We start from the raw sequence: 18658 nt of genomic DNA, 5'->3' as shown, positions 1-18658 counted from the left end.
CCTCTAGGCCCCCTAAATAAACTGGAGTCCTCCCCTACAAGGATTTACAATGGAAATAAGGGAGAGGATTAAGTTATGGGAAAAGCCAAAGATGAATTTCGTTTAAAGGTAGTAAGAGAAGCTTTATCTGGTATTAAAGTGGGGGTGCTTGCCCGGTCGTATGACCTGCACCCGGAAACCATTCGGACCTGGATCCGAACATACCGAGATCAGATAACGGATATAGAAACTTCACTGCCTGACCAACACCTTCAAGAGCTCAAACGACTTCAAGAGATTGAAGAGAAATACGAAAAAGCTATGAAAGTGCTCGGCGAGAAAGAACTCGAAAATGAGATCCTACGGGAACTCGTAAAAAAGAAAAACCCCGCTTATCTGAAAAACTTGAAGTAGCAGAACCATTCATTAAGCGGGGTGAACCAACAGCTGTAGTTCTGCGGATTTTGGAAATTGCCGAATCGACCTACTACGATCGGAAAAAGAGGACTTCTACCCCAAAGGCTGAGCCGTCACCTGCAGGCAAACGCGGGCGCCCTACACCTGGATACTCTCTAAGCATAACGGGGATCCCCATTAGCGATGAGCAGATCAAAGAGTGGCTCCTTGAGCTACTTGAAGGCGAAGAACATGTCTACGGCTATAAACTGTTGGGCCAGTGCATTCGTGATGTTCACCAAGTCATAATTAATAAGAAGAAAACGTACCGCCTTTGCAAAGAACTCGGCATTCTGCAAAAAGCTCGAAAGCACGTTCCATCGCACCCGCGCACTCTCCCAAAGAACCGATTCATAACCGGTTCCAATCAGTTGTGGCAAATGGACATCAAATACGGATACGTTATAGGACAGAAGCGATTTTTCTTTGTTCTTAGCATTATCGATGTATTTGACCGCGTGATAGTCGGACAATATCGCGGGCGAACCTGCGAAGCCAAGCATGCCGTTCAAACGCTTTTATATGCCATAGAGTGCCGCATTCAGCCTGGTGAAACATTACCTGTGATCCGGACGGACAACGGGCCTCAATTTGTAAGCAAGTTGTTTGGAGATACCTGTGAGAGCTTAGGGATGGCCCATGAGCGAATTCCCCCACGGACTCCAAATATGAATGCCTACATCGAATCGTTTCATAGCATACTGGAACGTAACTTGTTTAGTAGACGAGAATTCATGACGTTTGAAGAGGCGTTTGAAACGCTTGATCAATATATGGACTTTTATAATTATCGAAGAATGCATGGTAGCTTGAAGCGTATGGCACCAATGAAGTTTTCGTCATGGGTGAAGACGCTAAAGGATACCACTAAGTTCCATAAATCGATGTAAACACGTAAGAAAATAAGCAATACTGCGTTTACAATAAACTTGTAGGTCAGGACTCCGGATTTAAGGGGCCCAGCCGAAAGTGCATCCATTTATCCGGAAAGCTGGGTACCAGGCGAAATTGATGCAAAAATACATCAATTTCCGCAGTCCAGGGCGGATTCGGCCGAAATTCGCCGAAAAGGGCGCAATTTTGCAGGTATTTGTAGAGAGGCAGCCCGGCTGAAGTAAAAAGCTGCAGATTTGCAGCTTTTTACTGGTCAGGGTCTGCTGAGAGAGACGGAAGCGATTCGGCTTACAGCCCGACTTCGACCGGAATGAGCTCGAACCGGTCGACATCCGCGAGGCCGCGGTTCGTGATCCGCAGCTCGGGGATGACCGGCAGGGCGATCAGGGAGAAGGTCATGAACGGCGCGTTCAGCGTACAGCCGAGCGCCTTCCATGCTTCCTCCAGCGCCTGCACCTGCCGCACGACGACCTCGAGCGGCTGGTCGGACATCAGCCCGGCAATGGCCATCGGTACGGACGCCTGCACCCGGCCGTCCAGCACAGCGATCATGCCGCCGCCGAGCTTCGCCAGCTCGTTGGCGGCAAAGGCCATATCCTCCGGGTTCGTGCCCATAACCAGGAGGTTATGGCTGTCGTGCGCGACGGTCGAGGCGACCGCGCCGCGCGCGAGCCCGAATCCCTGCGCGAACGCCAGGGAGATCCCCCCGCTGCCGCGGTGGCGCTCGATGCAGGCTAGCGTCGCGACATCCTGCTCCAGGCTCGGCAGGATGTTGCCGTCCCGCACGGCGAGCCGGGCGGTGCCGCGCGCGGTCCGCGCGCTGTTCTCGATCGCGCGGATTACGTTGACCTCCGTCTCGGCGGCGCCATCGCGCCCGCTCGCGAGCACGAAGTCGCGCGCCTCAAGCGGCCGCGCCAAATGCACCGATTGCCGGGCGGCTTCCGGGTACGCATAGGCCGGGAAAGCGGCCTTACGTAGTTCACCGGCATCGAAGACGATTTGGCCGTCCGCGATCACGGTGGACGGCTCCATGGACTTAAGATCGCCGATCAGCAGCAGATCGGCGCATTTGCCCGGAGCGATCCCGCCGACGTCGCCGTCGACGCGGAAATACCGGGCCGTGTTGATCGTCCCCATCTGAATGGCGGTGACGGGCTCCACGCCTTCCTCGATCGCGCGGCGGACGACGTGGTTCATGTGACCCTTTTCGATCAGGGTCTGCGGATACACATCATCCGTCACCAGCATGATGTTGGCCGTGTCGACGCGATCCTCAGTCACGACCTTGATCACTTCCTTGACGTCGTGCCAGGCCGAGCCCTCGCGGATCATGAGATGCATGCCGAGTTGAAGCTTCAGCAGCCCTTGCTCGCGCGTCACCGTCTCGTGACAGGACGTGACGCCCGAGGCGATGTAGGCCTGCAGCATCGGCTCGTCGTCGCTCGGGAAATGCCCGGTGACCGCCTTGCCGGCCTTGATCGTCGCGGCGATCTCGCCGGCCATTTTCGGGTCGCCGTAGACGACGCCGGGGAAGTTCATGACTTCGCCGAGCCCCTCGACGCCTTCCCAGGCCATCCCGGCTTCGATATCGGCGACGGTAAGCTCGGCCCCGGCGTCCTCCAGGTCGGCCGCGGCGGGCACGCAGGAAGGGTAGGTGGTGTACACCTTCAGCGGCAGTCCGCGCCCTTCCTCGTGCATCCAGCGGACGCCCTCCGCTCCGAACACATTGGCGATTTCATGGGGATCCATGAATACGCCGGTCGTCCCCTTCGCCAAGGCGGCCTTGGCGAACTCCGTCACCGACAGCATCGTGCTCTCCACATGCATATGGCCGTCCAGCAGGCCGGGCGCGATGAATCGGCCCTTCGCGTCGATCACCGTCGTGGCTTCGCCGATCGTATGGCTCGCGTCGCCGACGAAGGCGATCCGTCCTTCGGCGACGGCCACATCGGTATGCGGCTGCAACCGGCCGGTATACACATTGACCAATGTCCCGTTTTTGATGACGAGATCGGCCTTCTTCGCACCTGTCGCCACTTCGGCGAGCGTCCGGCTAACCTCCGTCAGTTTTTTTCTCCCTGTTGGGCTCATGGTCCTCACTCCTATAAATCATTAATGGCTGAATCGTTTGTTCTATTTTTTCACCTAATCCCGATAAAAGCAAGAAAGACCGCCTTAGCAGCGCAAAATCGCTCATAAGGCAGTCTTATATTTACTTCTTGCGGATACGGATTATACGCCTTGCGGAGTCACTTTTTCGATTACGCGATCGATCAGTCCGTATTCTTTGGCTTCGGCGGCGCTCATGAAGTAGTCGCGGTCGGTATCCTTCTCGATCCGTTCCAGCGGCTGTCCCGTGCGTTCGGCCAAAATTTTGTTCAACTTGTCGCGCATCTTCAGAATGCGGCGGGCGCGGATTTCGATGTCCGTAGCCTGACCCTCGGCTCCGCCGAGCGGCTGGTGGATCATGATCTCGCTGTTCGGCAGCGCGAAGCGCTTGCCGGGAGCGCCGGCATTGAGCAGGAAAGCGCCCATGGAAGCCGCGAGACCGACGCAGATCGTGGAGACGTCGGACTTAATGAATTGCATCGTATCGAAAATGGCCATACCGGCTGTAATGGAACCGCCAGGGCTGTTAATGTACAGATGGATGTCCTTCCCCGGATCTTCCGCGTCCAGGAACAGCATTTGCGCGATGATAGAATTGGCGACGACGTCATTGACTTGGGAACCAAGGAAAATGATGCGGTCCTTCAGCAGTCTGGAATAAATGTCGTAAGCGCGCTCGCCGCGGTTACTTTGTTCAACGACCATAGGGATATAACTCACCGATAAAACCTCCTTATTTTGTCGGATCAAGCCTAACGGGTCCGGCCCGGGCGACGGGCGGATTCCGTGCCGCTCTTCCTTGTGTTTGAATCGGTTCAATCAATTTCAGAATTGACGGAATCGATGAATATTAACCTCATCATAAACAATTTCAAACAGAAAGTCAAAGAAAGTCAAACTTACGGTAACAAAAAAGCCCTCCCTGGGCCAACGGGTAAAACTATGTAGCATTTAAAGCAAGATACCGCCGCTAAAATTAAGAAAGTATGGCGCGCCCGCGAGGAATCGAACCTCGATCTCAGGCTCCGGAGGCCTACGTCATATCCATTGGACCACGGGCGCAATTTAGCGTGCAAAATTGATTATATGGCATTGTTCAGTGAAATGCAAGTGGTATTTATTTGATATTGATAAGACCGGGATAATGTCATGGCATACTCTTTTGTTTCAGAGTCAGGACGGCGGCGTCTACAGCCTCTTGTCCTTTCAGCTCCGCCTCGGCCAGCGCTTCGTCGAGCGTGATCTCGTCTTGAAGAAGCTTGTCCAGCACGCCTTGAGCGGCGTCTTGAAAAGCACCGAGAATTGCAGCATCCACTTTTGTACCCGGGTCGTCGTGATTGGGGTTGGCTTTTAGCGAGTACAAGGGAGACAAATCATGATCCCCGACAGGCTGCACATAATCGGTGACGGCAGGCAGCCCGTAATTGGGCTGGTTCTTGGCCAGCAGAGGACTGTTCAACGGATCGCCGGCGATAAATTTGACCAATTCCATGGCTTCGTCGCCATGCTCCGTTTTCGCAGAGACGCCAAAGAGATCGAATATGTCGTAGAAATTCATATAATCCGGATTCAAGGGATCGACCGGAGCGGTAACCATTCCCCAGTCTATCTCGGCCGCCCCTTCGAATTGGGAGACCGTTTCAAAGTAATAGGCAAGCGCATGGGAGCTTACGGTCATCGCGGCATGGCCAGTCAGAAATCCGGGGAGGTCCATGGAGCCGGACTCTTCTCCCGGATCGTAAACGGCTCCGGCCCGAAGGGCTTGGACCGCCTCGGCCCAAATCGGCTTCCATCTTTCCGTATTGATTGTGACGGTCATCGTTTTCGGATTCAGGTAAGCCAGATTTTCCGTTTCCCCCGCTTTGATAATCAAATTCATCGCAGCATTGCGGGAATCGTTCATTTGCAGCCCGTAAAGACGTTCGCCGCGATCGTTTTCGGCCGGGAAACGTTCGGCTAGAGCGAATGCCTCTCCCCAGGTCATTCCATTTTGAGGATATGGGATATGATAGGCATCGAACAGTTTTTTGTTGTAATAAAGCGCCTCGCTATGAAAAGTCGGCGGGAGTGCATAGTATTGGCCATCGGCAGAAGCCGCTCCCAAAAGCGTGGTCACGACGGGAGACAGGTCTTCGCCGGATTCGGATGAGCCGGTGAATGGGGGAGAAATCGGTTTTAACGCCCCCTGTTCAATGGCGGTTTTGTACTGTTCCAACCCGTTGAGGTAAATGATATCCACCTCGGCGGTCAAATCCGCCGGTTCGGATGCGGGATCACCCGGAATGACTTGAACGTCGATATTCGGGTATTTGCTCTCGAAAGCAAAGCCAAATTTCTCATAGAATTGCTGCGCGGACGGATAAGCGACCTTGAGGATGAGGGGCCCCTCCGGCCGATGTGTTTGGCAGCCCGTCAATAAGATAACGATGAGCAGAGAATAAATAATGATTTGCATTTTCCCCCGCATGATTTCCGATCCCCTTTCCCGCGCTCACTTTGCCTGACTTAAGCTCTTCGGCATATCGGCCAATGCCTGCCGGACGGTTTTGCCGCCGGACAGGATTTGCTCGACGGTTTCGTCCAAAAGCAAATACACCTGTTCGGGAACGCCGCTGTTTTTTATCAAAGGTTGTTGTTTGTAAAACGCCTCAATACTGCTGTCGGGCTGTCCTAAGGATGTATGGGAGGCTAATGCGGAGAAGCCGTACACGGACCGGTATTCCCACTCGGCTACTCTGTCGGAGACGAAGAACCGGATCAGTTCCCAGGCGGCGTCCGTTTGCGGCGAATGGCTCGGAATGGCCCAGACCCCCGCCAGCGAGACATGATGGTCGGTCTCCGGAGTAAGAGGATTCACCGGCATAGTAACCAGTTTCCACTTTATCTCCGAGCCTTGCTGTTCCAAAACTTTAAAGTCGTCATAGCCCACGACGGCCATGGCGTATTTTTCGGCAATAAAAGAGTTCTTGTTAATATCGTTAAAGGCGATATTCCCTTGTTTTAAGGGCTCCTGGACCGACTCCAAAATGCTTGTCCAAGAGGGGCTGTTCAATGTGATGCTGTCCGTTTGCTCGTTGTAGGCTTGAAGATCTTCGGTCCTTCCTATATCGATCAGCCAATCGGCCGCGGATCTATAGGGCAGAGTTAATCCTTTTGGAAATTGACTTGCCAAGGAGACGATTTCTTTCCAAGTCATCCGGTCCTCGGGGTAAGCTACTCCATACTGATCGAAAATCTGCCGATTATATACTAAAGCACTGCCGTAAAAAGTAGGGGCCAGACCGTACAGCTCGCCGTTGCCGTATTGTCTTGTCAAATCCGCGACACTTGGCACCAAAGCCTCCACGGGGAAGGAATCCCGTTCGACATAGAGGTCAAGGTTTTGCAATAACCCCAGATTTGCGGCCTCTTGAAATTGTTGTGCAGGCAGGTAAATCAGATCCACCTGATGTTCTTCAAACCAGTCGCTTAATGTTGTCTTTCCCTTTTCGATGTCGCCGGTCGGAACGATGCTATACTGCAAATTCGGATACTCCAACGCCATTAGAGAAGCGTATCTGTCTTCAAAGTGCTTCTGCGAGAAGTAGCCGATATTCAACTCGAGGCTCTTTTCCTTGATTTCAAGCGGCGCATTTCCCCTCGCGCACCCCGGCAGAATCATCAAATATATAGCTAAAAAAGTGAATAAACGGCGGCGCAATCCCCCACAACTCCAATCCCAAAAAAAGTTATTGCATTCATTTTTATACTACCATTAAAAAAGACCTGTAGAATAAAAAACATGCCTGTTAAATCAACAAAATGTGACAGATAACTTGATTTACCCGGTTAAAGGTTAAACGAGGGTCATTTTAATTAACGTTTTTTATAAAATGGGACTGGCCTGCCGAGACAAAAAGTCTCCTTTTCCGGGGCTATTCGCACGTCTCCGTATAACCGTGCCAAAGATTGTGAATTCTAGGGACGTCAGGCTTGCAACAGCCACAAAAATTGGTTAAAATATTGGTGGGACTTAAAACGTTTACCCGGGACATTTTAGGACCAAGGAGAAGGAGAGAGAAGACGAAGCTTGCAGGAGTGGAAAGCATGCGAAATATTTTAGAAATGCAAAAGCAGCTTCTTCCTGATCTCATGGAAATTCTCAAGAAAAGGTATACCATTCTTCACCAGATCTTGTTGTCGGATGTGATCGGCCGCAGAACGCTCGCGGTATCACTGAACATGACGGAACGAGTGTTGCGGGCCGAGACGGATCTCCTGAAGGCTCAGGGCCTGATTGAAATCGAGAATATAGGCATGAGAATCAGCGATTCGGGCAGAAAACTGCTGGAGGGTCTGGAGCCGGTAGTGAAGGAAATCTTCGGATTGTCCGATCTGGAAGAAAGAATCCGCAAAGCGTTTGGACTCCGTAAAGTTGTGATCGTGCACGGCGACAGCGATGACTCGCCGCTGACCAAGAAGGAACTTGGGCGGGCGGGAGCCAAGGCGCTGCTGAGCAGTATGAGCAGCCAGGATGTCGTTGCCGTCACGGGAGGCTCCACGATTGCCGAAGTTGCGGAACACCTTAGTCCACCGGCGAATTTATCGCTGAAGCAGTGCTGGTTCGTGCCGGCGCGGGGCGGACTGGGGGAAAGTCTGGAGATTCAGGCCAACACGATCGCTTCCGGAATGGCGAAGCGGGTGGGAGCGGGCTACCGACTGCTGCATGTCCCCGATTTGCTCGGCAAAGAAGCCTACGAATCGCTCGTGGGCGACCCGAACATCCACGATATCGTCGAAATGATCCGCGAGGCGCGGATAATTATCCACGGCATCGGTGATGCCATGGAGATGGCGCGCCGCCGCAAGCTTGACGAATCGACGGTTCGGGAGCTGAAGGAAGAGGGGGCGCTGGCGGAATCATTCGGGTATTATTTTAATGAAGAAGGCGTCGTTGTTCACAAAATGCTGACCCTGGGCCTCAGGTTGGAAGACATCATGAGGACCGAGACCGTGATCGGGATCGCGGGCGGCAGGAGCAAGGCGAAGGCGATTCATGCGGTGCTTCAATCCGGACACGAGGACATTCTCGTTACGGACGAAGCCGCGGCGGAAGGAATCGTTGCGGAAATCGAGCGCAGCGAGAGCCGCGATCCAATCCGCAAAGCGGAATAGCCCAATTGGCTCTATTAGCGGAACAGTACGCAATATGCAAATGAGAACCGTTTACTCATGACGGGTTTTAAGCCTGTCTTGAATAATAAAAAAAATCAACACTAGGAGGATCTTTTCATGAGTGTAAAAGTTGGTATTAACGGTTTCGGACGTATCGGACGTTTGGCTTTCCGTCGTATTCAAGACGTGGAAGGCATCGAAGTAGTAGCAATCAATGACCTGACAGACGCTAAAATGTTGGCTCATTTGTTGAAATATGACACTACGCAAGGCAAATTCCAAGGCGACGTTGAAGTGCATGACGGCTTCTTCAAAGTCAACGGCAAAGAAATCAAAGTTCTTGCTAACCGCAACCCTGAAGAATTGCCTTGGGGCGAGCTTGGCGTAGACATCGTGCTGGAATGCACAGGCTTCTTCACAACGAAAGAAAAAGCCGAGCTTCACCTGAAAGGCGGCGCTAAGAAGGTTGTTATCTCCGCCCCTGCTACCGGCGACATGAAGACTGTCGTTTACAACGTAAACCATGAAATTCTTGACGGTTCGGAAACTGTAATCTCCGGCGCTTCTTGTACGACTAACTGCTTGGCTCCTATGGCTAAAGTATTGAACGACAAGTTCGGCGTGGTTCAAGGCTTGATGACAACCATCCATGCTTACACAGGCGACCAAAACACGCTTGACGCTCCTCATGCGAAAGGCGACTTCCGTCGTGCCCGTGCTGCCGCTGAAAACATCATTCCTAACACTACTGGTGCCGCTAAAGCAATCGGCCTGGTTATCCCTGAACTGCAAGGCAAATTGGACGGCGCGGCTCAACGCGTGCCTGTACCAACAGGTTCCTTGACTGAGCTCGTAACTGTTCTTGAAAAGAACGTTACCGCCGCTGAAGTAAACGAAGCGATGAAAGCCGCTGCGGACCCGGAAACTTTCGGTTACACGGAAGACGAAATCGTATCTTCGGACATCAAGGGCATGACTTTCGGTTCCCTGTTCGACGCTACGCAAACTAAAGTATTGACTGTTGGCGACAAACAACTGGTTAAAACCGTTGCTTGGTATGACAACGAAATGTCCTACACCGCTCAATTGGTTCGTACTTTGGAATACTTCGCAAAAAAAGTTAAATAATTAATTTATTTTTCTCGATATCTAGTGCCAAAGAGGAGTCCTTCATCAAGGTCGCTCCTCTTTGGTTCATGGTTTTTTTGAGCAATTCGACATTCACACACACTGTTTTTATATAAATAGAGAAGCAATACGTATCGCTTAGGAGAGAAATCATAAAGCAAAGTCGTAGTGGAAATGGAAACGCGCAGCCTGTCTCCTGCCGCTTGACCGAAGATGGCGCCGCGCTTACCTATTAGGAGGAACGTGGAGATGAACAAGAAAAGTGTACGTGATGTGGAAGTAACCGGCAAACGCGTGTTTGTCCGCGTAGATTTCAATGTACCGATGCAAGACGGTCAAATTACCGACGACACCCGGATTCGCGAAACGCTGCCGACCGTGAAATATTTGATCGAAAACGGCGCGAAAGTCATTCTGGCGAGCCATTTGGGACGTCCGAAGGGCCAAGTGAACGAGGATATGCGTCTGACGCTGCCGGCTAAGCGCCTCGGCGAATTGCTCGGCAAAGAAGTGGCCAAAGCCGACGAAGCGATCGGCGACGCGGTCAAAGCCAAAGTCAACGCCATGAACAACGGCGACGTGCTTGTGCTTGAAAACGTCCGTTTCTACCCGGGCGAAGAGAAGAACGATCCTGAGCTGGCTAAGCAATTTGCGGAGCTTGCCGACCTGTTCGTCAACGACGCGTTCGGTGCGGCTCACCGCGCGCATGCCTCCACGGAAGGAATCGCGCACTTCCTGCCGGCCGTATCCGGCCTGTTGATGGAGAAAGAATTGTCCGTTCTCGGCAAGGCTTTGTCGAACCCGGATCGTCCTTTCACCGCTATCATCGGCGGCTCCAAGGTCAAAGACAAGATCGACGTCATCGACAACCTGCTTAACATTGCCGACAACGTGCTGATCGGCGGCGGACTCGCTTATACGTTCTACAAGGCACAAGGCCTGGAGATCGGTAAGTCGCTGGTTGACGACAGCAAGCTGGACGTAGCTCTCGGCTTTATCGAGAAGGCGAAGAAGCTCGGCAAAAACTTCGAGCTGCCGGTTGATATCGTTGTTGCCGACGATTTCAGCGCGGACGCCAATACGAAAAATGTCGATATCGACGGCATTCCTGCCGATTGGGAAGGCTTGGATATCGGACCTAAAACCCGTGCCAAATACGCCGAAATCATCAAAAACTCCAAACTGGTTGTTTGGAACGGACCGATGGGCGTGTTCGAAATCGATACTTTCGCTAACGGTACGAAGGAAGTGGCTGAAGCTTGCGCCACTACCGAAGGCTATACAATTATCGGCGGCGGGGATTCCGCGGCGGCAGCCGAGAAATTCCACCTGGCCGACAAAATGGATCACATCTCCACAGGCGGCGGTGCATCCCTTGAATTCATGGAAGGCAAGGCGCTTCCGGGCGTTGTGGCTCTGAACGATAAGTAAGTTGGATTGGAACTGCTTGAATTACCCTACGGAATGAAGGAGTGTGCTCTATGAGAACACCTATTATTGCCGGAAACTGGAAAATGTTCAAAACCGTTTCCGAAGCAAAAGCTTTCTTCGAAGCGGTAAAAGGGAAAGCGGAAGTGGAAGGCGTCGAGAGCGTAATCTGCGCTCCGTTCACGAATCTTCCCGCTTTGGTGGAAGCCGCCAAAGGCACGTCGATTAAAATCGGCGCCCAAAACCTGCATTTCGAAGACGAAGGCGCATTTACCGGCGAAATCAGCGGAGGAATGCTGAAAGAACTCGGCGTGGACTATGTCATTATCGGGCATTCCGAGCGCCGCGCTTATTTTGGCGAAACCGACGAGATCGTCAACAAGAAAGTACATGCCGCATTCAAACACGGCTTGACTCCGATTCCTTGCGTCGGCGAGAAACTGGAAGAGCGTGAAGCGGGCCAAACGAAGGATGTTGTGAAGGTGCAAACCGAAGCGGCTCTGAAAGGATTGTCCGCCGAGCAAGCGGCGCAAGTCGTTATTGCTTACGAGCCAATCTGGGCGATCGGTACTGGCAAATCCTCCACTTCGCAGGATGCCAACGAAGTGATCTCTTACATCCGCAGCTTGGTTAAAGATCTGTACAGTACGGATGTAGCGGATAAAATCCGTATCCAATACGGCGGCAGCGTGAAGCCGGAAAACGTGAAGGAATATATGGGCCAAAGCGACATCGACGGCGCGCTCGTGGGCGGCGCCAGCTTGCAGCCGGCTTCCTATATTCAATTGGTCGAGGGGGCGAAGTAAGATGGCTCCAAAACCAGTAGCGCTTATCATCATGGACGGCTTCGGACTTCGCAATACAGTGGAAGGCAACGCGGTCGCTCAGGCAAACAAGCCTAACTACGACCGTTACTTGAAGCAATATCCGAACACGACTTTGACCGCCAGCGGTGAAGCCGTTGGTTTGCCGGATGGACAAATGGGTAACTCCGAAGTGGGCCATTTGAACATCGGTGCCGGCCGGATCGTGTATCAGGATTTGACCCGGATTTCCAAGTCGATCCGTGAAGGCGAATTCTTCCAGAACGAAACGCTGGTTGATGCGGTTCGCAGCGCGAAGTCGAAAGGCAAGAAGCTTCACCTGTACGGCTTGCTGTCCGATGGCGGCGTTCACAGCCACATCGACCACATGCTTGCTATGCTCGACCTGGCCAAGAAGGAAGATATGCAAGAAGTATATATCCATGCTTTCCTGGACGGACGCGACGTCGCTCCGGACAGCGCCAGAGGATATATCGAGCGTTTGATCGCTAAGATCAACGAAGTGGGCGTAGGCAAGATCGCGACGGTTCAAGGGCGTTATTACGCGATGGACCGCGACAAACGGTGGGAACGCGTCGAGAAATCGTACCGTGCAATGGTATACGGCGAAGGCCCGAAATATACCGATCCGCTTACGGCCGTAACGGAATCGTACGAGGCATCGGTGTACGACGAATTCGTGATGCCGACCGTCATCGTCGACGGGCATGATCAACCGATCGGTCTGGTGGAATCCGGCGACTCCGTCATATTCCTGAACTTCCGTCCCGACCGGGCGATCCAATTGTCGAACGTGTTCACGAATGAAGACTTCCAAGGCTTTGACCGTGGACCTAAGTTTCCGAAGGATCTGCATTTTGTCTGCCTGACGCTGTTCGCCGAATCCGTTAAAGGATATGTGGCTTATTCGCCTAAGAACCTTGACAACACCTTCGGTGAAGTGCTTGTGCAGCACGGCAAGAAGCAGCTTCGCATCGCGGAAACCGAGAAGTATCCGCACGTGACGTTCTTCTTCAGCGGCGGACGCGATGTCGAGCTTCCGGGCGAAACGCGCATCCTGATCAATTCGCCGAAAGTCGCCACTTACGACTTGAAGCCGGAGATGAGCGCGTATGAAGTAGCGGAAGCTTGCGTGAAAGAGATCGAAGCCGACAAACATGACGCGATCATCCTCAACTTCGCCAACCCGGACATGGTCGGACACTCCGGTATGCTGGAGCCGACGAAGAAGGCGGTTGAAGTGACCGATGAATGCGTGGGTAAAGTCGTAGACGCCGTTAAGGCGAAAGGCGGCGTTGTCATCATCATCGCCGACCACGGTAACGCGGATATGGTATTTGACGAACAAGGCCGTCCGTTTACCGCGCATACGACCAACCCGGTTCCGTTTATCGTCACCGACGAGAACGTGATCCTGCGCGAAAGCGGCATTCTTGCCGACGTGGCTCCAACACTCCTCGATCTGATGGGCTTGCCGCAACCGGCGGAAATGACCGGTCAGTCGATGATCGCCGGCCGTAAAGCCTAAGGCGAAGGCTGAAGGGTAAAGCTGACGTTGAATCAACTTTTGCATTTCGGCTAACGGACCCGGTGGAAGTTACCTATGCCGAAATCACCGGTGTTTCACTTTTTAACGGACATGATATCCCTTATGGATCTGTTGCAGGGTCATTTGTCGGCTCATGCAGGTTAATAAGAAACGCGTATGTCCGTTAGCTTGCGATCATTCCCGGTTTTGGCCGAAATAGCGGTCCAGGTGTCCGTTGGCGTTTTTTTGGAAACACTTTGAATAATAATCTATTACTCACAAAGGAGAATATACAAATGACTATTATTTCTGATGTATACGCTCGCGAAGTCCTCGACTCCCGCGGCAACCCGACAGTAGAAGTTGAAGTATATCTGGAGTCCGGCGCAATCGGACGCGCGATCGTTCCTTCCGGCGCTTCCACGGGCGCACACGAAGCCGTTGAGCTTCGCGACGACGACAAATCCCGTTACCTCGGTAAAGGCGTGCTGAAAGCCGTTGAGAACGTCAACGAAATCATCGCACCTGAAGTCATCGGTATGGACGCGCTTGACCAACTCGGCATCGACAAATTGATGATCGCTTTGGACGGTACGCCTAACAAAGGCAAACTGGGCGCAAACGCCATCCTGGCCGTATCCATGGCTGTAGCCCGCGCGGCTGCCGACGCTTTGGACCTGCCGCTGTACGTTTACCTCGGCGGATTCAACGCGAAACAACTGCCTGTTCCAATGATGAACATCGTGAACGGCGGCGCTCATGCCGACAACAACGTTGACGTACAAGAGTTCATGATTCTGCCTGTTGGCGCTCCTTCCTTCAAGGAAGCTCTTCGCACAGGCGCGGAAATTTTCCACAACCTGAAATCCGTTCTGAAAGCTAAAGGCCTGAACACGGCTGTCGGCGACGAAGGCGGTTTTGCTCCTAACTTCACTTCCAACGAAGACGCTTTGTCCTCGATCATGGAAGCTATCGAAAAAGCCGGCTACAAACCGGGCGTTGACGTATTCTTGGGTATGGACGTCGCTTCCACCGAGTTCTTCAAGGACGGCAAATACCACCTCGAAGGCGAAGGCAAATCCTTCACTTCCGCGGAATTCGTTGACCTGCTTGCTTCTTGGGTAGACAAATATCCGATCATCACGATCGAAGACGGCTGCTCCGAAGACGACTGGGAAGGTTGGAAACTGCTTACCGAGAAACTGGGCAGCAAAATCCAACTCGTTGGCGACGACTTGTTCGTAACCAACACCGAGCGTCTTGAAAAAGGTATCAAAGACGGCATCGGTAACTCCATCTTGATCAAAGTAAACCAAATCGGTACGCTGACTGAAACATTCGACGCGATCGAAATGGCGAAACGCGCAGGCTACACTGCTGTTGTCTCCCACCGTTCCGGTGAATCCGAAGACAGCACGATCGCCGATATCGCTGTTGCAACCAACGCAGGCCAAATCAAAACCGGTGCGCCTTCCCGTACCGACCGTATTGCGAAGTACAACCAATTGCTCCGCATCGAGGATCAACTGGGCGAACTGGCTCAATACAACGGCTTGAATTCCTTCTACAACCTGAATCGCTAAGATTTTCGATAGCGATTCAGCTAAAGAACCCTTCCGATTCGTTCGGAGGGGTTCTTTTTTGTTCCGATTGACAAGGAGGGGGCAGTAAATTATAGTTTAGTTAAACGTTTACATTATCCGTATGTAAATCGATATGATTTTAAAAGAGGAATAACCGATGAGTTCAACGATTAAAGATGTGGCGAAAAAGGTTGGCGTGTCCGTAGCCACGGTATCCCGGGTGCTGAACAATCTGCCGGGTTACTCGGAAGACACGAAACGGAAAGTATTGCAGGCCGTGGAAGAGCTGGGCTACCAGCCGAACGCGATCGCCCGGGGGCTGGTGAATAAACGGACGGAGACGATCGGCGTCCTGTTTCCAAGTGTGTCCAGCTCGTTCTCCTCGCTAATCCTGCACGGCATCGAGAGCGTGGCGCAGGAGCATAATTACAGTGTAATCGTCTGCAATACCGCGGAAGACGGGAAGCGGACGATGAAGTACCTGCAACTGTTGCGCGAGAAGCAGGTTGACGGGATTATTTTTTCCAGCGGTTTGCTGGAGCCGGAATACAATGAGGTGGTCCGGGCGATGAATGTTCCGCTGGTGCTGGTGGCGACGAAGTCGGAGTTTGATGATGTGCCATACATCAAAGTGGACGACCGGCAGGCGGCGTACGACGCGGCCGAATATCTGATCCGCCGGGGGCACCGGCGGATCGCCATGATCGGCGGCGCGGAGAGCGACCGGATCGCGGGGCAGCCGCGATACGAGGGCTTCCGCCAGGCGCTCCGCGATCACGGCATCCCGCTCCGGGAGGAGCTGATGCAGGACGGCGGCTTCACGTTCGACGGCGGCTTGCGCGCGGCGGAGCGGCTGCTGACGGCCGCCCCCGACGTGACGGCCGTGTTCGCCGCCGCCGACGAGATGGCGATCGCCGTCATCTCTGCGGCGGCGAAGCTGGGGATTGCCGTGCCCGAGCAGCTGTCGGTCGTCGGCTACGACGACCTGAAGCTGGCGGAGATGAGCAATCCGCCGCTCACCACGGTCGCCCAGCCGCTCCGCGAGATGGGCGAGCTCGCATCGCGCAAGCTGATCGCGATGCTAGACTCGGGCGCGCCCGCGGCGAGCGAGATTCTGCCGCATCGGATCATCGAGCGGCAGACGGTGCGGGCGCTGCCGGCTCCGCCCGGGCCATGATGCGGCAAGGGCGGGCGGCACTCCGACTGTAGACGGTGGTGCCGCCCGGTTTAAGGTATAAGCGTGCGGGTGGCGGAGCCGCTGCGGGTCGCTGGATTCCGTCTGGCGATGCCCCGGATGACAGCCAGTGGGCAGTGGTATGCCACTGGCTGCTCCCGGATCGCCCCGACCGGTTTAACCCGGGCCCAACCTGTTAGGCCGGCCCGCCCGCACCCAATAGCGGCCCAAAAGGCACTTATTTCGCCGTTTTAGCAGAATGGGAGCTAAATAAGGGCCGTTTAGGACGCTATTTATAGAAAATCCGGTCCAAAAGGGGCAGATGGCCTGCTTTTTGCGGAAATAGCGGCCCAAAAGGCCCTTATTTTCCTGCCACGCCGCGATTTTTCTCAAATAAGAGCCGAAATTGCCGCTATTTATTTTTATGAGCACTACGTAAACGTTTACGTGCTTCCGGACCTCGGTACTTCCGGTACTTTATTACTTTCAGCACTTCTGGCACTTTCAGCACTTCTGGCACTTTCAGCACTTCCGTCACTTCCGAAGCTTAAAGTAGAACAAGGACTCCGGGGTAATAATAAACCAAATGGGTATGGAACAAGAATCAAATGAGGCGGCCGGGAGTGCCTGGTGCGAGAACGAGAACTATTGTCTAACACGAAAGAGTTATTATATAAGGAGGAAGCAAAGATGGAGAAGAAATGGTGGAAGGAAAGCGTCGTATATCAAATTTACCCGCGGAGCTTCATGGACAGCAACGGTGACGGGGTCGGGGATCTGCGGGGGATTATCTCCAAATTGGATTACTTGAAAACGCTTGGCGTCGATGTGGTGTGGCTGTGTCCGGTGTATGAGTCGCCGAACGACGACAACGGGTATGATATCAGCAACTATCAAGGGATCATGGACGAATTCGGCACGATGAAAGATTGGGAGGATCTGCTTGCCGGACTGCATGAGCGGGGGATGAAGCTGATTATGGACCTCGTGGTGAACCACAGCTCCGATGAGCACGCCTGGTTCGTCGAATCGCGTAAATCCAAGGATAATCCGTACCGGGATTATTACATTTGGCGCCCGGGCAAGGACGGCAAGGAGCCGAACGACTGGGGCTCTTTCTTTAGCGGTTCGGCGTGGAAGTATGACGAGGGGACGGATGAATATTTCCTCCATCTGTTTTCCACCAAGCAGCCGGATTTGAACTGGGAGAACCCGCAGGTACGGCGCGAGGTATACGACATGATGACCTGGTGGCTGGATAAGGGGATCGACGGCTTCCGGATGGATGTCATCAACCTGATTTCCAAGACGCCGGGCTTGCCGGACTCCTCGGACGGCTCGGGGGGCGGCGAGCATTACATCAACGGCCCGCGGGTGCATGAATTTTTGCAGGAAATGAACCGGGAAGTGCTGTCAAAATACGATATTATGACGGTCGGGGAGGCCGTTGACGTATCTCCGGAGGATGCGATTTTGTTCGCGGGAGGCGACCGCGGCGAGCTGAATATGGTGTTCCAATTCGAATGGATGGGCATTGATTCGGGTCCGACGGGCAAATGGGAAGTGACGCCATGGAAGCTGACGCAATTCAAGGAAATGGTGAGCAAATGGCAAACGAAGCTGAACGGCAAAGCGTGGAACAGCATTTATTTGAACAATCACGATCAGCCGCGCCTGCTGTCCCGGTTCGGCAATGACGGGAAATATCACAACGAATCGGCGAAAATGCTGGCGACGCTTCTCCATACTCTCCAAGGTACGCCGTATATTTACCAGGGCGAGGAAATCGGCATGACCAATGTCCGTTTCGAAAAAATTGAAGAGTACAAGGACATTGAAACGCTCAACATGTACAAAGATTACTTGAGCAAAGGGCATGACGTTGCCGACATCATGGAATCAATCTATGCCAAAGGGCGCGATAACGCCAGAACGCCGATGCAATGGAACGCGGAACCCCAGGCCGGATTCACGACCGGAACGCCTTGGCTTGCCGTCAATCCGAATTACAAGGAAATCAATGCGGAGAAAGCGCTGGGCGATCCTGATTCGGTGTTCTATTACTACAAGAAGCTGATCGAGCTGCGCAAAAAGCACGACATCATCGTCTATGGCGATTACACGCTTTTGAATGAAACTGACGAGCAAATCTTCGCATATACCCGTAAATGGGGCGATGAGCAGCTGCTGGTAATCTTGAATTTCTATGAAAATCCGGCGCAATTCAAGCTGGAGCCCGCAATCAACTTCCAAAGCAAAGAACTGCTGATCGGCAATTACGAGGCTTCGCCGGATGAGGATTTCCACGAGCTTTCCTTGCGTCCTTACGAAGCCCGGGTGTATAAATTGAAAGGTGTAAATGCTTAGACCGGGTATACAAAATAAAACCGAAGCTAAACGA

14 protein-coding genes and 1 tRNA gene are annotated in these 18658 nt (G+C 53.2%); 10 read left to right on the top strand and 5 right to left on the bottom strand.

Going from position 1 to position 18658, the window contains the following annotated elements:
* Nucleotides 1-75 precede the first annotated feature (75 nt).
* Together V3851_RS25505 and V3851_RS25500 are read left to right on the top strand one after the other, a co-directional pair.
* Complete coding sequence (locus V3851_RS25505) at nucleotides 76-393, top strand: transposase (protein ID WP_331848388.1); 318 nt, start codon at nucleotides 76-78, stop codon at nucleotides 391-393.
* Between the two features lie 11 nt (nucleotides 394-404).
* Nucleotides 405-1325 carry an IS3 family transposase gene (locus tag V3851_RS25500; RefSeq protein WP_331848502.1) on the top strand — a complete coding sequence of 307 codons (921 nt, stop codon included), beginning with the start codon at nucleotides 405-407 and terminating at the stop codon, nucleotides 1323-1325.
* 292 nt (nucleotides 1326-1617) lie between these two features.
* On the opposite strand, the gene ade is transcribed toward V3851_RS25500, so the two are convergent.
* The 5 genes from ade to V3851_RS25475 form a co-directional block, all read right to left on the bottom strand.
* On the bottom strand, nucleotides 1618-3420 hold the full coding sequence (gene ade / locus V3851_RS25495) for an adenine deaminase (protein ID WP_331849247.1): 1803 nt from the start codon (nucleotides 3418-3420) through the stop codon (nucleotides 1618-1620).
* A gap of 141 nt (nucleotides 3421-3561) precedes the next feature.
* Nucleotides 3562-4158: an ATP-dependent Clp endopeptidase proteolytic subunit ClpP gene (gene clpP, locus V3851_RS25490; protein ID WP_331849246.1), complete on the bottom strand. Its 597-nt coding sequence runs from the start codon at nucleotides 4156-4158 to the stop codon at nucleotides 3562-3564.
* A 267-nt stretch (nucleotides 4159-4425) separates the two neighbouring features.
* Nucleotides 4426-4500 (bottom strand) — tRNA-Arg (locus V3851_RS25485).
* 85 nt (nucleotides 4501-4585) lie between these two features.
* Nucleotides 4586-5905 (bottom strand): extracellular solute-binding protein, encoded by a 1320-nt coding sequence (locus tag V3851_RS25480; protein WP_331849245.1) that lies wholly within the window; start codon nucleotides 5903-5905, stop codon nucleotides 4586-4588.
* 24 nt (nucleotides 5906-5929) lie between these two features.
* Complete coding sequence (locus V3851_RS25475) at nucleotides 5930-7138, bottom strand: ABC transporter substrate-binding protein (RefSeq protein ID WP_331849244.1); 1209 nt, start codon at nucleotides 7136-7138, stop codon at nucleotides 5930-5932.
* A 386-nt stretch (nucleotides 7139-7524) separates the two neighbouring features.
* Between V3851_RS25475 and V3851_RS25470 the strand changes: the two genes are divergently transcribed.
* The 8 genes from V3851_RS25470 (at nucleotide 7525) to V3851_RS25435 (ending at nucleotide 18624) form a co-directional block, all read left to right on the top strand.
* Entirely contained in the window at nucleotides 7525-8592 is a 1068-nt protein-coding gene (locus tag V3851_RS25470) for a sugar-binding transcriptional regulator (RefSeq protein WP_331849243.1), read from the top strand.
* 117 nt (nucleotides 8593-8709) lie between these two features.
* Nucleotides 8710-9720 (top strand): type I glyceraldehyde-3-phosphate dehydrogenase, encoded by a 1011-nt coding sequence (gap, locus tag V3851_RS25465; RefSeq protein ID WP_331849242.1) that lies wholly within the window; start codon nucleotides 8710-8712, stop codon nucleotides 9718-9720.
* Nucleotides 9721-9969: 249 nt separating this feature from the next.
* A complete protein-coding gene (locus V3851_RS25460) occupies nucleotides 9970-11151 on the top strand; it encodes a phosphoglycerate kinase (protein WP_331849241.1) in 1182 nt (393 codons plus the stop codon).
* Between the two features lie 50 nt (nucleotides 11152-11201).
* Complete coding sequence (gene tpiA, locus V3851_RS25455; RefSeq protein ID WP_331849240.1) at nucleotides 11202-11954, top strand: triose-phosphate isomerase; 753 nt, start codon at nucleotides 11202-11204, stop codon at nucleotides 11952-11954.
* A gap of 1 nt (nucleotide 11955) precedes the next feature.
* Complete coding sequence (gene gpmI / locus V3851_RS25450) at nucleotides 11956-13500, top strand: 2,3-bisphosphoglycerate-independent phosphoglycerate mutase (RefSeq protein WP_331849239.1); 1545 nt, start codon at nucleotides 11956-11958, stop codon at nucleotides 13498-13500.
* A 296-nt stretch (nucleotides 13501-13796) separates the two neighbouring features.
* The gene (gene eno / locus V3851_RS25445; RefSeq protein WP_331849238.1) at nucleotides 13797-15083 is read left to right on the top strand and encodes a phosphopyruvate hydratase; all 1287 of its coding nucleotides are present in this window, start codon (nucleotides 13797-13799) and stop codon (nucleotides 15081-15083) included.
* Between the two features lie 157 nt (nucleotides 15084-15240).
* On the top strand, nucleotides 15241-16260 hold the full coding sequence (locus V3851_RS25440; protein ID WP_331849237.1) for a LacI family DNA-binding transcriptional regulator: 1020 nt from the start codon (nucleotides 15241-15243) through the stop codon (nucleotides 16258-16260).
* Between the two features lie 687 nt (nucleotides 16261-16947).
* Nucleotides 16948-18624, top strand: coding sequence for a glycoside hydrolase family 13 protein (locus V3851_RS25435; RefSeq protein ID WP_331849236.1), 1677 nt, complete (start codon nucleotides 16948-16950; stop codon nucleotides 18622-18624).
* The last annotated feature ends 34 nt before the right edge of the window (nucleotides 18625-18658 follow it).

Source organism: Paenibacillus haidiansis (genome assembly GCF_036553665.1).
Taxonomy (GTDB): Bacteria; Bacillota; Bacilli; order Paenibacillales; family Paenibacillaceae; genus Fontibacillus; species Fontibacillus haidiansis.
This window is presented reverse-complemented; position numbering and strand designations above follow the sequence as displayed.